The 17,466-nt window shown below is 55.8% G+C and carries 13 protein-coding genes; all 13 read right to left on the reverse strand.

Annotated elements, in window-relative coordinates:
• The 13 genes from ACOMD9_RS18360 to ACOMD9_RS18420 all read right to left on the reverse strand — a co-directional run bounded on the left by ACOMD9_RS18360 (position 1) and on the right by ACOMD9_RS18420 (position 17,458).
• Positions 1-894: an ATP-grasp fold amidoligase family protein gene (locus tag ACOMD9_RS18360; RefSeq protein WP_421417429.1), complete on the reverse strand. Its 894-nt coding sequence runs from the start codon at positions 892-894 to the stop codon at positions 1-3.
• Between the two features lie 25 nt (positions 895-919).
• Positions 920-1,720, reverse strand: a complete 801-nt coding sequence (locus tag ACOMD9_RS18365; RefSeq protein ID WP_421417430.1) for a glycosyltransferase — start codon at positions 1,718-1,720, stop codon at positions 920-922.
• A gap of 17 nt (positions 1,721-1,737) precedes the next feature.
• Entirely contained in the window at positions 1,738-2,802 is a 1,065-nt protein-coding gene (locus ACOMD9_RS18370) for an EpsG family protein (RefSeq protein ID WP_421417431.1), read from the reverse strand.
• A gap of 16 nt (positions 2,803-2,818) precedes the next feature.
• The gene (locus tag ACOMD9_RS18375) at positions 2,819-5,029 is read right to left on the reverse strand and encodes a polysaccharide biosynthesis tyrosine autokinase (protein WP_421417432.1); all 2,211 of its coding nucleotides are present in this window, start codon (positions 5,027-5,029) and stop codon (positions 2,819-2,821) included.
• Between the two features lie 491 nt (positions 5,030-5,520).
• Complete coding sequence (locus tag ACOMD9_RS18380; RefSeq protein ID WP_421417433.1) at positions 5,521-6,777, reverse strand: glycosyltransferase; 1,257 nt, start codon at positions 6,775-6,777, stop codon at positions 5,521-5,523.
• Between the two features lie 53 nt (positions 6,778-6,830).
• Positions 6,831-7,811 (reverse strand): glycosyltransferase family 2 protein, encoded by a 981-nt coding sequence (locus tag ACOMD9_RS18385; protein WP_421417434.1) that lies wholly within the window; start codon positions 7,809-7,811, stop codon positions 6,831-6,833.
• A gap of 95 nt (positions 7,812-7,906) precedes the next feature.
• On the reverse strand, positions 7,907-9,631 hold the full coding sequence (locus tag ACOMD9_RS18390; protein ID WP_421417435.1) for a PQQ-dependent sugar dehydrogenase: 1,725 nt from the start codon (positions 9,629-9,631) through the stop codon (positions 7,907-7,909).
• Positions 9,632-9,731: 100 nt separating this feature from the next.
• Positions 9,732-10,277, reverse strand: a complete 546-nt coding sequence (rfbC, locus tag ACOMD9_RS18395) for a dTDP-4-dehydrorhamnose 3,5-epimerase (protein ID WP_421417436.1) — start codon at positions 10,275-10,277, stop codon at positions 9,732-9,734.
• Positions 10,278-10,295: 18 nt separating this feature from the next.
• The gene (locus ACOMD9_RS18400) at positions 10,296-11,612 is read right to left on the reverse strand and encodes an NAD(P)H-dependent oxidoreductase (RefSeq protein WP_421417437.1); all 1,317 of its coding nucleotides are present in this window, start codon (positions 11,610-11,612) and stop codon (positions 10,296-10,298) included.
• A gap of 82 nt (positions 11,613-11,694) precedes the next feature.
• Positions 11,695-12,465: a glucose-1-phosphate cytidylyltransferase gene (gene rfbF, locus ACOMD9_RS18405; RefSeq protein WP_421417438.1), complete on the reverse strand. Its 771-nt coding sequence runs from the start codon at positions 12,463-12,465 to the stop codon at positions 11,695-11,697.
• Between the two features lies 1 nt (position 12,466).
• Entirely contained in the window at positions 12,467-13,546 is a 1,080-nt protein-coding gene (locus tag ACOMD9_RS18410; RefSeq protein ID WP_421417439.1) for an NAD-dependent epimerase/dehydratase family protein, read from the reverse strand.
• Between the two features lie 8 nt (positions 13,547-13,554).
• Complete coding sequence (locus tag ACOMD9_RS18415; protein ID WP_421417440.1) at positions 13,555-15,618, reverse strand: acyltransferase family protein; 2,064 nt, start codon at positions 15,616-15,618, stop codon at positions 13,555-13,557.
• A gap of 37 nt (positions 15,619-15,655) precedes the next feature.
• The gene (locus ACOMD9_RS18420) at positions 15,656-17,458 is read right to left on the reverse strand and encodes an ABC transporter ATP-binding protein (RefSeq protein WP_421417441.1); all 1,803 of its coding nucleotides are present in this window, start codon (positions 17,456-17,458) and stop codon (positions 15,656-15,658) included.
• Positions 17,459-17,466: the final 8 nt, after the last annotated feature.

Consider the following 17,466-nt stretch of genomic DNA (forward strand, 5'->3'; position numbering starts at 1 on the left):
TCATGCGGACTGATCAGGCAGGGTAAAGAGACGCCCGACGTCTCGATCGAAGCTGTCCGGCTCGAAGGCGGCATAGCCACTAGCGCTATAGAAGGTCAGCTCTCCAAAGTAGATTTTTCCAGACACGTTGTAGAGATCGACCCGGACATGCGGAAAGCCGTGGGACAGCCTGTTGGCAATCTCTACCATCTCCTCGAAGTGCTTCGGCCGCTCTGCCTCCTCCAGCGGCCTTATCCCCCTTCGCGAAACATTCATCCTGCGAAAATTCGAGTCGTATACGCCCAAGCGTATCCCATCTTCGGAAAACCTCCCCTGTATGACATACAGGAAAGAGGTCTTTCCATTGAAACAGAAAAACTTGTAATCCTCCGGCACCTGCCCCCCTTCCGATTCCAGGAGGGACTCGACGAGAAGGCGGGGCCTCACCCCATAGTAACTCCACTCCCGACCCAGCCGCCCTACCGGCTCCCGGAACCATGACCTGATCTCTTTCATAGCATGGGGCCAATCTAGACGACTCTTGTCATGACAGATGATATTCCACTTCGCCCCATTACTGAACTTAAGGGCAAACTTATTCGGCAAAGAATCAAGATCAATGTCGTCAGGGGTATCATAAACAGCATGGACGGGTATGAGGTGAGATGCCAAGCCTCGGTCTGCAACGAACTCCCTTACGGAGACCTTATCCACACACTGAGTCATCAAGTCAACTCTGTAGTTAAGCTTGTACCATTGCAGCTTCTCCGAAAACCTCACGGGATTATCCAAACTCATGGGGCGATAGAATTTCATAAAGTATTGACAATGAAGCATCACTGGATCAGGTATAAAATCAAGCGCATTAAGAATCTTCTTTCGAACGGACCTGAAGGGAATCAATGTCTTGTACATTACCGTCTCCCGCCCCCCTATAGAATTATCGAAACATGCGACGCCTGACACTTCTTGGCATATTGTTATAAACAAACTTGACAATGGGAAAAGGAAAATAGTAGAAGGGCGCCCCCAATTGCCGGAGCTTCCTTAGACTCAGCCTCATAGCATTGAATGTATACCCCAACCGCCTCCCTACCTCATAGCTCTGGCCATCATGGAGTCGCTTTACAGTGAGCGGAAGATCAACCCTATAGAACACATACCCTGTGCTAAGTGCACGGACCCAGAGGTCGATATCAACCTGCCGGGTCAATGTTTCATCATAGCCCCCTACCTGATCATGGAATCGCCGAGAAAAAAGGACGGAGCTATGGTTAATCGGGTTGCGAACATAAAAGCTATCAGGTCCCAGTGGTGTGACCGAGAAGGCTCCCTTGGCATCTAACTCCCCTTCCACTTCTCCGTAGACGATGTGGCTGGCAGTGACGACCAGTTCTGCATCTGGAAACAGCCTGACCGCAACGGCCTGCTGTTCCAGCTTTTCGGGTAACCAGATGTCATCCGCATCAATATTGGCCAGCCACGAATACTGTCCATGGCTGACGGCAAGGTTCAGTGCCCTCGAGCGACCGACCCCTTGCGTATTCAATAGCTGTACCGGCATAGGCGCCATGAGACGTAATTTCTGGAGTACTTCCCAAGTATCATCATCGGACCCATCGTCCACCACCACGACCTCTCTCGGAGGACGAGTCTGGGAAAAAACTGAAAAAAGGCTTTCCTCGAGGTACTTGGCCCCATTCTTTACAGTCATTATTGCTGAGACTTCAACCGGATCCATCGATCTTCTCCATGGCGTCAGAAAAGCTTACCGATGAAAATTCCCATGGTAGCCACATTGAAGAGGACGGCAACCACGAAAAGAAAAGTTCTATCGCAATTCATCAGAATCTTTGCAGCACAGCACGCAGCCACTGCCGAAACCATAAACCATGTAAAGACCAAAAGCCTGTCCGAGTAAGAAATATAACCAAACAGCAAGAAGGGAATTGAGGAAACAATCAAGATACGTGGCAATGCCTCCGTCACGACATTCCACCATGCTGCAACTAGCGACATCCCTACAAAAAACGTGGTAAACAACCAGAAATCAAACCGTACGCCGGACCGATAATAGCTGGTTGAAGCCCCATACTCGGATATCGACTCGAATGATGGAGTCAGATTAAGGATAGAAAACACCGGGCCCAAGACAATGCCTGACAAACTTGTCAGATAAATAGCCGACAAGGCCAAAAAAAGGAGGACCAGAAACCTAACATTAAAAACAAGCAAGGGTGCAAGCAACACATTAATCAAGGAGGATTGGTGAAACCCGAGGGAAGCAAAAAGGAGGGCCGTAGCCGCAAGATATCGCTTTTCCATTACCATAATATATCCCAGCAACAGGAAGGGAACAGCCATTCCATGACGAAGGATATTGACATGCATGTTGAAATAAAACGGCGAATAAAGAAGCAAACCAAAGGCGAGATAGGTAATATACCTGCCTCTATAGGGATCCATGACGACACGATCTATCAATCTATGGTTCGCATAGAGGCTGAATAACAACAAAATCATGGCACATACAAAAAGGAAAAACTTGTAATTCTCAGTCAGACTACCAACGGCCAAGGCAATCCCAACAAATAAGGGTTCCGATATCCTGGTCAAATGGCCGTAGTTAAGGCTATTAAACACATTGACATATGAATAAGTATCCGTACCTACGTGGAGCGGACGATTAGCCACGAATGAGCTCACCACTATGCTGATCAACAAGATAGCGGCAATCAGGAAAAGCCGGGAAGGTGGCAAAATTGGTGTTTCCTGCCTGACCGGTGCTCTCTCGATTCGCCAGTCATCGCGGGACAGTAGCATGGACCACCCGCTATTATCATTTGTATGCATAGTTGTAATAACCATAGCCATAGCGCGTCGCCGCCTTGCGCTCCATGGCATTGAGGATCACACCCTTGATGTTGACGCCAGAGATTTCCAGTCGACGATGAGCAATGCGCACTTCTCGCAGCGGATTTTGCTGGAAGCGCACTACCATCAGGGTGGTACCGCACAGCTTGGCGATCACTGCTGCATCGGTCACTGCCAAGACCGGCGGCGTATCGATCAGGACCAGGTCGTACCGCTCACTCAGCTCTTTCAGGTAGTGCCCCAAACGCTCATGCATCAGGAGCTCAGAGGGGTTGGGCGGAACCGATCCCCGACTGATGTAGTCCAGTGACGACACACTGGTGGACCGGATCACCTCATCCAATTCCCGTCGGTTCGAGAGCAGCTCGGACAACCCCATGGCGCCTCGCCCCCCGAAGGCCAGGTGCACATGTCCCTTGCGCATGTCAGCGTCCACCACCAGCACCCGCTGGCCAGCCTGTGCACACACGGCTGCCAGATTGAGGCTGATGAAACTCTTGCCTGTACCGGGACTGGGGCCGGTGATGGCCATGCGGTTGCAACGGCTGTCCATCATCGCGAAGTGCAGGCTGGTGCGCAGCGCACGTACTGCCTCCATCGCAACCTCATCCGGCTTGCGTTCGGCGAGAAGGCCCGCCGTGACCTCCTGATTATGGCGTTCACTCTTAAATCGTATACGCCTGTTAAGGCTCTTCTGCGCCTCGGAAAGGGGTACCGTGGCATACACCGACAGCCCAAGGGCCTCGATCTGTTCGGGGGTTTCAACTCCGCGCTGGAGAAGGCCGCGGAGCAGCACATAACCGGTTGCAACCACCGCCCCGAGCAAAGTGGCAATGACCAGACCAGCCTTCTTGGCTGGCTGGATCGGATTTTTCGGGACCAGCGCTTGATCGATGATACGAACATTGCCGACTGTCCCCGCCTTGGCCATCTCCAACTCCTGCATCTTGTTGAGGACATTGACATAGATGGCCTGGGTGACCTCGACGTCCCGGGTCAATCGGACGACTTCCTGTTGAGCGGCCGGCAACTCGTTGACCCGCATATCCAGCTCAGCCCGCTCACTCTGCAACTGCTGTCTCTTGCGCAGCAACGTCTGGTAGCTAGGGTGGTTAGGGGTATAGCGTTCGGCCAATTCGCTTTCAGCCAGGTTAAGATCGTTGAGTTGGCGATCTATTACGACGTACTGATTAATGGCCGCCTTAGATTCACTAGATAGGTCCACGCTGTTCATCTCGGAGCGGTAGTTATTCAAGCGCTCTTCAGCAGTAGATAACTGGTTCTTCAGCTCGGGCGACTGCTGCCGCAGAAACTCTAGGCCTTTTTCAGCCTCGGCCGATTGCCGCTGCACGTTCTGGGAGAGGAAAATCTCGATCACCGCATCCAGGGTGCTGCGAATCTCACCGGGATCGGTGCCGGTCAGTGTAAGGTTAAGGATACCCGTACTGGGTCCACGACGACCACCAACCTCTACCACGCCAAGCCGACTCTCAAGGGAACGGATGGCCGCCAGCCGACTTCGACGTACCAACCTGAACTCCACACCGGGTGCCGCCTCCAAAGCGGAGATACGTATAATAATGTCCTCCCCTATCTGCAGCAGGTTTCCCACCGAGCCCCTGCCCAATGGTTGCTTGTCGAGTAGAAGCTCATAATGGCCATTTCCTAGGGAGCGGAGTGTAAAGGTGGATTCCCTTAGGTGATCGGCCACTAGAAAGACCCCGACCGACAGTGACTCACCACCGAAGGCATACGGCTTACCCTGCATGAAGTCGGGACGCGGGATGTCATGGCGAAGGATGAACCCTCCGATCACCGGCAAAGTACGCGGGCTGATGGAAACATCGAGTTCCAGTCGGTCCACCACCTGTCCCAGCACCATGCGTGACTTGAGGATCTGGATCTCTGCCGAGGTAATTACCTCGGAGTCCTGGGCCATCTGACCAAAGAACTGCCCGACATCCCCCAGGGGACTGAGAGTCGAGCGGCGCTCTACCTGAACCAGTGCATCCCCCTGGTAGATGGGGGTAGCAAGCAGCACATATCCGAGGCCACACAGGCTGAAAAGCATCGTAATGAAAAAGATGCTCCACCGACGGTCGACCAGGATACCGTAGAGTCGACGAAAATCGATCTCTTCGTCTCGCGTCTGGGTGACAATAGAAGCTTTATTCATTACGGAAATTGAACCTCTACTTTAGAACCTCGATCTTGGGCTCCATGGCCATTCCCGGCCACCAATGCACCTTTACGTGCCCTTGAGTACGGTCACCGACCGGGATTACAAAAAACTACGTTAGCAACACTATTAGGCTACATCGTTACCAAACGGACACACTCTGTTTTTCCTAACAACCTAAAGATGAGAAACATAATCCTAAAGTGTGATGGCAATCACCCGACGCAGATCGGCGTGCCCCAGCTTGGGTACTAACTCCTTCAGGTACGCCTCAAAGTGGTCGCGAAGCTTGGAACGCGGTGTAGATCTCAACCGGTATCCCAAATGTCGAATGCCATCCCATCGCAACAAGCTAAATTATGACACAGTAGCACTCGCATACAAATCAATCCATCAACTTCAACATGAGATTTATCTCTGCACATGACCCACAAAACCCCCAGTCCGCATCAATTGAGAGACTTGTTTTAAATCCTTCATTTCGATTTTCAGCGAGAAGATACCAGTCTACGATAGAAAGACTCGAGTTCACGAGCTACCTGAGCGGAGTCAAACCGAGACACCACAGTTTTCCTAGCTGCATCACGCAATATTGGCCATTCGCCTAAAGAATCCAGAGCCTTGCCAAGAACATCCAGGAAAGACTCTTGCTTCCCCTCTGGAAACAAATATCCATTGACACCATCTTCAACAATTTCCGGCGCCCCAGAATGGTTACTTGCAACCACAATGGTTCCGAGCGCCATGGCTTCCTTAATCACGTTAGGAATTCCTTCTGAATCACCGTTTCTCCCCATCAGGCTGGGCACCAGAAGAAGATCGGCGGCCTGAATCCTTCGAAGAACGTCCTTTTGTGGTAGAGCTCCCAAGAACGCCACTCTGTCGGCAACACCTAACGATTCGGCCAGATTTTTTAGAAACTTGCGCTCAGGGCCATCACCGGCGATCTCGAGTCGTATCGTCGTATCAGGCAGGCTGGCGAGAGCCATTACCGACATTCGCCCACCTTTCTTCTCTACTAGACGCCCCACCTGTATCATTCGAAAACCTTTCCGGGGATAGCAGGGCTCAGTCCTCCATGACATAAGATGGGTGTTCAGCGGTGAATAGAGAGTAGCTACGTTTTTATCATTTAATCCTCGTGCTATGGCCATCTTCCTCAGGCTGTCGGAGGACGCGAGGAAGTACTTGGGAGATCGTGAAGAAGCCTTAAGGTAGGTAAACTCCTTGGCACTGACCGCACTGTCTGATGAGATGTCCGATCCGCGAATATGGCAGACCACGCCCCATTCCTTTACGCCCCTCCTGGCATTGATAAGGTCGCTGGCAACTGAACAAGAAATACCAAGACTCAGAAATTGTGGCTGGACGATAAGCTCCTCCTTTTTCTTGAAGTTTGCTAATCGTCCAGCAAGATAGCCACCTTTTATCGCATGCTTAAATCTGATTCCTTCCTTGAAGGACAAGCTTATAACGTAATGAGAGGTTTGGCATGTGGCGATTGGATAGCGAAGTAGAGAACCGACAAAGGATCGAAGAGCCAGAAACGGTGTCTGGAATGGTCCCGACACAACTTCAACCTTTCCGGATTCCAGTTGGCGCATGAATTCAGGAGCGCTTTCTTCCAACTGACTGGCATTGTAACCGGATAGTGCAATAATAGTAATCTTGGCGTCCAGATAATCAACTATCATCTCCGCCGTCCGCTGAATGAAGGACTCTGAAGTCACCGGAAAATGGTTCACTACCAACACCACCCTCATGGTTGACAACGCTCCGTCCGTGGTTGACTTGCCTCTCATGATCTGCACACTACCTTGCAGCCGGGATCCAACGACTCGATAGACGAATCGACAGCCTGGGGGGTAGGTGAAAAACCGATGCTCTCCCATACACCCTTTAATACCACCATGGCCAGCCTTGGCTTCTTGTTGGCTAGTAGCCTTCCACTCCTCCAGACCCCTCTGAGCACAGAGACCGGGAAGCGGTAGGAGGCGTAATACTTCCTGGCGATATAGATATTATTCCGATAGTAATTCTTGAAATACCCAGTCCGGCGAGGGTTCGTCTCTTCCATGATCCTCAATGGCCCCGCCTCCTGGCGGAGATGAACGACACGGCTACGACCGATCAGGTAGCCAGGGTGTTGCCGTGTGATCCTCAAGGTGAATTCGGCATCTTCTCCCCAGATGAACATCTCGGAGATCGGTAGACCATGTTCGGCCAAGACCTCGCGTGGAACGAGGATAGACACGAAAGTGGCACGATCCACCGGCACCAGGCCATGGGCAAGCAACCCCGGCCACTCCCGGTAACCGATTCGATTGGGTGTCAGGCTGAGTATGGGAGTGTTGGTAACTTGACCACTCTCCGAGAAGGCTGTAGAGATCAGGAATGAGTGGCAAACATTCAGGGTACGCAGCAGGCCTCTTGCGTCGAGCAGGTGCTCCAAGGCATCGGGCTCGGGGATGACATCGTCATCCATCATCCAGACCAAGTCCGCCCCATGTTGGTAGGCAAGACGGAAACCAGCATTGAACCCCCCGGCAGCGCCTCGATTACGTGAGAGTCGATAAGTGGTGACACCGGGATAATGACACTCCGCCAACATCTCTGATGTCCCATCCTGACTGGCATTATCCACTACCAGCACCTGGTCGCAGGCTCGGGTCTGGGCCATTACCGCCGCCAGGGAGCGCTCCAGCAGGTCCTTGCGGTTAAAGGTAAGGATCACCGCAATGACCACCGTCTCGCCGCGTTCAACTTTGGCATTCATCATCAACCCTCAGCACAAGGTACGGTAACGTCCGCGAAGAAGAACCCAGTTTGCATGCCTGCACGAAACCTCCTCTATTGGAGTGCAGTGCAGATAGGTCATTCATTAGTCTTCGTCAGCTCCTCCAGCAGACCAACTATTTCGGTAACGACGAAGGGATCATCGATATTTTCGCCCTGCATGAAGGTGCCAGGCGCCCAGCCTTGAGGATCGGCCAGGAAGGCTTCAAGGTTCTCAGACGTCCACCGCCCGCCCTTCCCGGATAAAGCAGATGAATAGAACCGGTAATCACTCGAAGCAATCGACTTCCCAAACACCTGACTCAAGTTAAGTGTTTCACCGTCGCCGGTAATGCCGGCAACACTGGGCTCGAACGAGTGACACTGTGCGCAGCCATCCAAGGCTTCGCGCACCTTTTTAGACTGCTCAGCATTATACCCCTTCTCCTCGAAATATCGATCGATAAATTCCTTAAATAACCCACTTTCAATGGCCGATACGAATATCAAATAATGATCATCTGTCCATAACACGATTCTTCCATCGGTGTGCTGATGCACATACCTGAGCCGCTTACCAATGTGGATAGGCTCAACAAACTGGACATGGTCGTCACGTATCCTTATACGATGCAAGCTCAAGCCTCTCAATGACCCCATCAACAAATCACCATCCCAGCTATCATCGAACCCTTCGATTCGCGTCATACCGGAGATCGCCACCGACGGAAGCCAAGCAAAGGCAGGTGCGGTAAAAGTATCATGATGGCCGTATGAGATTGCCAACGGCCAAGGCGAACCATCATATGAGGTGCCCAAGACCTCCAATGGCCAACCATAGTTATTGCCTTCGCTTATCCGATTGAGCTCATCTCCTCCTCTAGGACCATGCTCAACCGTCCATAGCTGACCTCCACGATCCAGAGCGACGCCCTGTATGTTACGATGCCCTGAGGAGATATTGCGTGCCTCACCCGTTTTCAGGTCGATGCTCACCACTTTCCCATAATCCATGTCAGGACGTTGGGCCACGGCCTCGGGGCCCCGCACTCCATCCCAGTGGTAATCTCCATTGGCAGTATAGATAGTGGATGGCGGCAAGAACGCCATGCGGCCACCAGCAATATGAGACTCGATGGCACGTCGTTCAAGCTTTAGGGGCAGACATGGCTCGGAACGGTAAAGGATCTCCCAGTCTTCAGGTTCTGCTACGATCTGGTCAACGTCCGAAATTTCCTCATCGATCGGCAGTTTGGCAATGGCGTTTCGATAGCAGACGGCGTCACCATCGAATTCGGTGTAGGATACTGCCAACCCCCGGCCACCAGGTGTCTCGAAATAAAGGATATCATTGTATCGATAACGCCGGAACACATCGGCATGACTGTAATCCTGATATTCAAACATCTCGGAGGTTCTGACGTACTCGTCATAACCATTATCTGGAGTCTTGATACTTGTTTCATGAATATCATTGCTCGAATGGGCAGCGAAAACCCTTCCTTCATGGGTAACCAGCAACACCGTATCACCATAAGATGTCATCCCCCCTCCATTACCTTCACGCGCTACTGGCACACGAGCTCCTTCACCACGAAGCCGCAAGAAGATAGTCTGGACCTCGGCCGCATAAGGACCTTTCACATCAAGGTCCATATTCCTTTCTGCCTTTTTAACGAGTTTCACCAAATCACGACCGCGGTCGCTCAGGAACTGATGCGTAGGCAATTCATAAGTACTAACAACATGCCCAGCGAACAGCGACAATGCCATCATGACAGCAATGACAAGCGTCAAGCAGATTATTATAATAGTTCTGGCCATCCCCCCTCTCCCTTGATATCAGTTCAACCGCTTGAAAACATCAGGTTCCGCATGACGACCGCCTTTCGCGTATGGGGCGTCACATATTCATGACCATATCTCAGAAAAGCTGGGAGCGGTTGCGAATCAGTGGCCAACTCTCGTCCTTGCTCGAGATCACCTGGACGGGAATAGGCCAGTGGATGTCGAGAGCCGCATCGTCATAGCGAAGGCCATCCTCCGCCTCCGGCGCATAGTCCGCTGATACCAGGTAGCTGACCTCGACATCATCACAGAGGGTGATAAAGGAATGGGCAAACCCCGGCGGCACATAGAGCTGGCGACGATTGCTACCGGTCAGCTCGAACCCCTGATGGCGCAGGTAGGTGGGAGAGTCTCGGCGGATATCCACGATGACATCCAGGATCTTGCCGCGAAGGCACCTGACCAGCTTGGCCTCGGCATGGGGGGGCTTCTGGAAGTGCAGTCCCCGCAAGGTACCGCTCGAGCTGGAATAGGAGGTGTTCTGCTGCACGTAGCGAGATTCCAGCCCATGGCGCCGAAAGGTTTCTTCGCACATCGTCCGTGCGAAGAAGCCACGCTGGTCCCCATGGGGCTCGATCTCGATGAGCCAGGCATCCGCCAGCTCGGTTTCGAGGAATTTCACCGTCACCTCCTTTGATATTCACGCGGTAGGACGGAACAGGCGTTCCTGTTCACGATAAAGCTCATCCACCAGGCGTCCCTCGGGCAGGTTCACATCATCGAAGGTCAAGGCCTGGTCACGGCTAACCGCCCGTTTGACGGTGGCCTCCAGCGCCAGTCCGATGGGCAGCAGGCGCTCCCGCCGGATTGCTCCCATGTTCTCTGCCACGCCGTAGACCTCGAAGCCGCCGAAGTCCTCGATCCGCTCTCCCGGCGTCAGGGTTTTCTTGGCCACGGCGATCACCCCCACCCGGGGGCCACCGGCCGGCGCAAGCACGATATCCGAACACAGCACGACCCGCGCCACGCTGTTGGGCACTTCGAAATGGCACAGGTGATAGGGCGTATAAAAGCAGTAGTAGGGCCCCTTGCCCATCTTGTAGAGGTCCAGGTAGTGGCGCTTCCGAGGATGCTCCGTATGTCCGATCACGAAGACGCCAGGGCCAGGCCTCGCCCCGACCACATAGTCCACCAGCCCTGGCACCTGGGGATCCAGGTAGGGCTCGAAGCTGGGCAGAACCTTCTCGATCTGCACGGGCTCGGCATCCGGGTTTCCGCCCGAGAAGTCCGGGCCAAGCATTCCCCTGCGCGCTACACGCATGCCGGTGGCATTGGCCACGATCGCCTGTTCGAAGGAGATCTTCGTACCATCGGCGAATGAAGCTACCATATGCGGCTTCTGCCCCCATTTGCGAGCGAAGGTGGCCTGGGTCTCGGGGTTGCGATAGGGGTCGTGGAGCCCCTTGATGTTGCCACACAGCACCGGGGTGACACCGATGCCGGAGACGAACCGGTAGAGGTTCATCTGCACCCCGGGCTGATCGCCATCGGCGAAGGTGTAGGCCACCCCTTGAGCCTCGGCACGCACCTTGAGGATTGGGCCCACTGTGCCATCGAGCTCGGCGTTCATGTGTACAACGTGCTTGCCGGCATCGATGGCCGTTACGATCACATGCGCCGCATGCTCGATCGAGCCGGTGACCTCCAGCACTACGTCGATGCCTTCTGCCGACGCCAGGGCCAATGCATCTTCCGTCACGGCCGGCCGCCCCGCCGCAATCGCCGCTTCCAATGCCTGCCGTGTCTCACACGCCACGGCCGTTACCCCGGCCTGGGCGTAGGCGGCATGCGCCTTGGCCAGGTGGCGATTAGCCACGGCGCTGAGCACCATGCCCGGCGTCGCGGTCAGGAACTGCTGGGCGATGCCGCTGGCCTGAAACCCCGCCCCCACCATGCCGACCCGGATGACCTTGCCCTCATCCCGGTAGCGTGCCAGGGCCCTGTCGATGATGATCATGGCGACTCCCCGATTACCCCGCTGCCCCTGATATGGCCACGGCACGCGTGCATGCCGTGGTGCTCTCCTTCCCTACTCGTCCTTACCATACCTTCCACGCCGGCTCGGTATTCCAGAGCTCCTCCAGCAGCATCTTGTCCCTGAGGGAATCCATGCTCTGCCAGAACCCCTGGTGGTGGTAATAGCCAAGCTTGCCCATCTTCACCATGCGCTCCATGGGGTCGTTCTCCCATACCGTCTGGTCGCCCTCGATTAGCTCGAACACCTCCGGGTTGCAGACGAAGAAGCCACCATTGATCAGCCCACCATCGGTCGCCCCCTTCTCCCTGAAGCCGTTGACATGGCGACCGTCCCGGCTGACGCGCAGGGAACCGTAACGCCCGGGCTGCACGACGGCGGTGAGGGTACACCAGCTGTCCGACTCTTGGTGCTGGCGCACCAGGGCGGTGACATCCACATTGCTGACACCATCCCCGTAGGTGAGGCAGAAGGGCGCGTCACACAGGTAGCGCATGGCCCGCTTTAAGCGCCCTCCGGTCATGGCATCCGGGCCGGTATCGAGCACCGTGACACGCCAGTCCTCATGGGTCGGCTGCAGCCACTCGATGTCTCCGGTTTCCAGATCGATGGTGTAGTCCGTGCAGTCGCCGCGGTAATTGATGAAGTATTTCTTGATGGACTCCACCTTGTAGCCACCCAGGATGATGAACTCCCGGAAGCCATGATGGGCGTACATCTTCATGATGTGCCAGAGAATGGGCTTGCCCCCGATCTCCACCATCGGCTTGGGCCTGATGGATGTCTCCTCGCTCAGGCGAGTCCCGAACCCTCCCGCCAAGATCGCTACCTTCATCTCACACCTCCCCGGCTCGCTGGTTTGCCACATCCGGCTGCCTGACCCACTCCAGCTGTTCGGTCAGCCAGCCCCACTCGATATGCCCCTGAAGGACATTGAGTCGCATCAGGTCTGAGGACCTGAATGCCTTGTCATCGAATCCCATTTCCCGCAGGCCAGTGACCAACCCAAGAATGGAGTCGGCCAGGGTCATGGCGGGAAGATGGTCGGGCGCCAGGCACTCGAAGAGCCCGAAATCCACCCGATAGGAGCGACTATCCACGGGCGCCTCATGGTTGATGCTCACCGCCACGCCGGGCAGCACATCGGCAACGGCATGGGCAAGCTCCCTGACCTGGTAATTACTGGCGTTGGCCCCGGCATTGATGTTCAGCACCCTGCCGCCATCCCGTTCGGAACGCTGCATGGCCCAGTCGATTGCCCGGGCCATGTCCCGAACGTCGATGAGCGGACGCCAGGGTGTGCCATCGCTGAGCACCCGGATCTCGCCGGTGGCCAGGGCATTGGCCACGAAGTCGTTGAGCACCAGGTCGAGACGCAGCCGCGGCGACATCCCACACGCCGTGGCAAAGCGCAGGCAGGTGATCACCATCTCGCTGTCGAGGACGGAGAGGCCACGCTCGGCCTCCACCTTGGAAATGGCATAGTCGGTGATCGGCGCCACGGGGTCGCTCTCGCGCCTGGGGGGGCCGGAAGCCACCCCATACAGGCTGCAGCTGGACGCCAGGACGAAGTGCCCAACGCCGGCGATAGACGCCTTTCGGGCAAGTTCCACCGCGGCCTGGGCATTGATCTGGGCCGTCACTTCGGCGAAGCGGTGTCCCATCGGATCGTTGGATACCGCTGCCAGATCCACCACCGCCGAATAGCCCTCGAGCTGCCCCGGCTCGATGCTGCGAACGTCCCCGAAATACTGGGCCCTCAGGTGCCGCTCGGGAAGGCCGGGCGCCCCGGTCAGGCAGTGGGCAAAATAGGCATTGTCGAAGCCATCCAGCACAGCATCGGGATAGCGCTCGGCCAGGGTTTCAACGAGCACCGGGCCCACATAGCCCATGTTTCCTACGATCAAGACGTTCATGTCACCCCCTAGTCCCCTATGGGCATAGCCTCAGCGATCCGGCCCTTGGCCAGCCGGACACCAAGCGACCACCCCCTCGCTTGCATGCGTGTCAGGATATTGCGTACCAACAGCTTCGATCCGAGGCTACTGAGATGGCTGTCATCGTAATAGAGCAGTTCCCCATCCAACTCGGCCACACAACGCGCCTCGAGATGGGTATTGCAGAACAGCGATTCGGGTTTCACCCGCACCAAAGCCTTATTTTCACCCAGTGAATCAAGAAACTCATAGCTGGTTCCCACGCGCTGAAGGAATATCTCTTGACTGGTGGAGACCGGACGTTCGATGGGTGTCTCGTAGAGCTTTGACTTGGCGATATACTTCGGCACGTCCCAACCCATCTCCGGCACAGGATAAACCAGCACCACCTTCTTTCCGCTATCGATCAGCGCCTGAATGGTGCTTATAGCTCCCTCTCGAAGCAGCGCGATACGATCCTGATCACCATCGAAGGAATCGAGAGGAAGTGCCTTAACAGGCTGGCCAAGTTCGACACCTCCTTCATTATTATCGAACATTTCCCCCGTCAGTTGCATGGGAAACCGACCCATCATCACGACATATTCTATTTCATCGTCATATATCAAATAATCCAGAACCATCTCATTGAATTGAGTGCAACTCAGCCTACCATCACTACGCTGATAACCCACAAAGGGAAGACAATTGGTGTGAACCAATTGTTTGACACCATATCCATGCCTCACCAACTCTTTTGCCAACCCCCTTACCAGGGGAGTCGCATGACTATCTCCCCAAACGGCAACCAACTGATCACTATCCCCATGGAAGGCGCAGAGCGTATCAATGGATAGCCTTTGACCAGGATTGACCTGACAACCCCTGGCCCGGTCATACGTCTTATGTTTTTCGGCGGCTATTGCCACAACCTCAGGCGCCATCCTGCCCGGAATCCCATGGGTCATACTCGAATAGAAACCGAAGGTCACCAACGCCAGGGTAGCCACTACACTACCCTGTACCACCTGACGAAGTCCGACCAGCTGACGGTTACGCACCGGCTGCTCGACGAAGCGCCAGGATAGTACCGACAGCACCAGGATCAGCAGGCAAAGCCCCACAGTGGTCCAGGGGGTCAAGGGCTGCATCAGGCGTTCCCGGGCAAAGACCAGCACCGGTTGGTGGAACAGGTAGGCGCTGTAACTGATCAGGCCGATTCCCACTACTGGTCTCAGGCTCAGCAACCGCCCGGCAGGGTCATCACGCCCAGCGAAGAGAATGACCAAGCAGGTCCCCAGTACGGGCACCAGGGTCAACACCCCGGGAGTACGCACTTCCTCGTTGAAAGCCAGCACGGCGATCAAGATCATGGCCACGCCCAGCAGCGCAGCGACTCCATTCCACCGGCCCAGGGATGGCCGGCGCCCCTCGTGCAGCAGCAGGGCCGCCATGGCTCCGGCCATGAACTCCCAAGCACGTGTCGGCAATAGGTAAAAGCTGGCCATGACATGGTGGTTCGCGATGCCCCACTCCGCCAGCGCCAGGCTGGCCAGAAACACCAGCAGCATGATGCCAAATAGCACGTAGCGACTCAGCCGGTGCAACATCATGAGCCCCAACGGAAACAACAGGTAGAACTGCTCCTCCACCGCCAGGCTCCAGGTATGCAGCAGGACCGTCATCTCGGCCGGGGCCGTGAAGTAGCCGATGGAGCGCCAAAAGTAGATGTTCGATACGAAGAGGTTGGTCGCTATCAGGCTCTGGCTGAACACCTCGAAATCGTCGGGAAGTAACCACCACCAGGCAAAAGGAATGCAGAGCGCACAGACTATCAGCAGGGCGGGCAGGATGCGTCGAGCACGTCGTTCATAGAAACGCAGTAAAGAGAAGCGGCCTGTCATCATTTCTCGGTAGATCAGTGCCGTTATCAAGTAGCCGCTGATCACAAAAAAGACGTCCACCCCCACGTAGCCACCCGGGAACGCATCGACCCCTGCATGGAAGAGGATCACCGGCACCACCGCCACGGCTCGCAGGCCATCGATTTCAGGTCGATATGCAAGACTCATGTTCTTTATTTCCTACCTTCCCGGCATGATGACTTCATTAGGCATTGGCCAACAGGGCTCGAAAGGCATCGTTCCTGGCCTCAAGTTGGTCATAGGTGCCTTGGCCGATGACACGCCCTTTCTCGACCAGATAGATGCAGTCGCAATTACGCACCGTCGACAATCGATGGGCGATCATGATGATGGTTCGAGTTCCCGATAAGTCCTGGATGGCCTCCATGACCTTGCGCTCGGTGGTTCCGTCCAGGGCGCTGGTGGCCTCGTCCAGCACCAGGACGGGGGCGGCGTGATAGAGGGCCCGGGCAATACCGATACGCTGACGCTGGCCACCGGAAAGCTGTACGCCACGCTCCCCGACTCGCGTGTCGAGCCCGTCGGGAAGGCCCTTCATCACCAAGGTTTCCATCTGGGCGGCCCGCAGTGCCTCCAATACGCGCGCATCGTCGATCTCGGCCGGCTCGATGCCGAAGGCAACGTTCTCGCGAATGCTGGCGGAGGTCAGATAGATATGCTGTGGCACATAGCTGATACAAGCCTGCCAGCGAGCCAGGTTGTCCTCGCCTATCGACACGCCATCCACCGTCACGCTGCCACTCTCGGGTATCATCAGCCCCATGAGGAGATCGACCGCCGTGCTCTTGCCGCCACCGGAGGCCCCTACCATGCCTACCATGCTGCGCGCAGGCAGGCACAGGCTCAGCCCGTCCAGAGCCGGCTCCTCCTTGCCCGGATAGCGGAAGACCACGTCCTGAAGACGAATCTCGCGAGTGGGTAGCAGCAGGGAATCCATCTCGGCCTGGTTCTTCTCGGGGCGCCCAACCCGGCTCGCGATCAGATCCTCCCTGACCTCCTCGAAGGCGGCCAGGTTGCCCCGTATGCTGGAGATGCCGGAATATATCTTCTGGAAGGCAGGCAGCAACTTGAAGCCGGCCAGGGCATAAATCGACAGGACCGGGAGGATGCTTCCCAGGTTGCCCTGGTGGAGATTCAGCAGATACAGCACCAGCAGGATGACCGACCCGAAGGCCACCAGCTCGATGGCATAGCGCGGGGCCTCTCCGAGCCCCTGGGTCACGCCCTGCCCTCTCGCCCACTTCCGGCTGGCCTTGTCGAACTGCCTGGCGAAGGCCTCCTGGCGATGCATCAGCAGCACATCCTTGATGCCCCCGAATCCCTCGGACATCAGCTTCAACCGCTCGGCCTGGGTCCGGGAAATACGAAGCCCATGGGTAATGAGAAAGCGCCGAACCGTCTTGTAGAGCAGCATGTAGGACGCAAGGAAGATCAGCAGGCCAACGCCTGCTACTACCGGGTTATAGGTGAAGATCGCCACACTCATCAGTGTCACCAGCACCAGTCGAGCATTTGCATGCATGGCAGGACTGATGATCTTCTGGGTGATGCGTTGCACTTCCTGGGAAGCCTTGTTGATCAGCCGGCTGCTGTTCTCCTGGCAGTGGAACAACCAGGATTGGTAGAGATAGTGCCGATAGAGGCGGCAGGAGAGTTCGGCGCCGACGCTGTAGCTGAACAGCGATAGCCGCCAGGTCGTCAGTGTCGAGACCACCGCCGCCAGGATCAGCACCATCAGCACCCCCAGCCCCATCAGCGACAGGAAAGTACGCGGGCTGCTGGCCCCGCTCATCTGGTAGGCAGTGGCCAACCATCCCTCTCCCTGAAGCTGGCTCATGTCGCCCACCACCGCCATGAACGGGCCAATGGAAAGTACGGCGGCAATCTCGGCCAGTGCCATCACGATGATCAGCCCCTGCAAGCGCAACAGCCGCGCTCGCTGGGCGGGTGTCAGCAGCGAATAAAGCGCCCTGAGATCATTGACCATGGTGTCCC

The organism is Halomonas terrestris (assembly GCF_049166755.1).
Classification (GTDB): Bacteria; Pseudomonadota; Gammaproteobacteria; order Pseudomonadales; family Halomonadaceae; genus Halomonas.

Bases quoted from the DNA above. Each gene is read 5' to 3' on its own strand.
- ACOMD9_RS18420 (WP_421417441.1), bottom strand. From the start codon at position 17,458: ATGGTCAATGATCTCAGGGCGCTTTATTCGCTGCTGACACCCGCCCAG.
- ACOMD9_RS18385 (WP_421417434.1), bottom strand. From the start codon at position 7,811: ATGATGAATGCCAAAGTTGAACGCGGCGAGACGGTGGTCATTGCGGTG.
- rfbF (WP_421417438.1), bottom strand. From the start codon at position 12,465: ATGAAGGTAGCGATCTTGGCGGGAGGGTTCGGGACTCGCCTGAGCGAG.
- ACOMD9_RS18400 (WP_421417437.1), bottom strand. From the start codon at position 11,612: ATGATCATCATCGACAGGGCCCTGGCACGCTACCGGGATGAGGGCAAG.
- ACOMD9_RS18410 (WP_421417439.1), bottom strand. From the start codon at position 13,546: ATGAACGTCTTGATCGTAGGAAACATGGGCTATGTGGGCCCGGTGCTC.
- ACOMD9_RS18365 (WP_421417430.1), bottom strand. From the start codon at position 1,720: ATGGATCCGGTTGAAGTCTCAGCAATAATGACTGTAAAGAATGGGGCC.
- ACOMD9_RS18390 (WP_421417435.1), bottom strand. From the start codon at position 9,631: ATGGCCAGAACTATTATAATAATCTGCTTGACGCTTGTCATTGCTGTC.
- ACOMD9_RS18370 (WP_421417431.1), bottom strand. From the start codon at position 2,802: ATGCTACTGTCCCGCGATGACTGGCGAATCGAGAGAGCACCGGTCAGG.
- ACOMD9_RS18360 (WP_421417429.1), bottom strand. From the start codon at position 894: ATGTACAAGACATTGATTCCCTTCAGGTCCGTTCGAAAGAAGATTCTT.
- ACOMD9_RS18375 (WP_421417432.1), bottom strand. From the start codon at position 5,029: ATGAATAAAGCTTCTATTGTCACCCAGACGCGAGACGAAGAGATCGAT.
- ACOMD9_RS18415 (WP_421417440.1), bottom strand. From the start codon at position 15,618: ATGAGTCTTGCATATCGACCTGAAATCGATGGCCTGCGAGCCGTGGCG.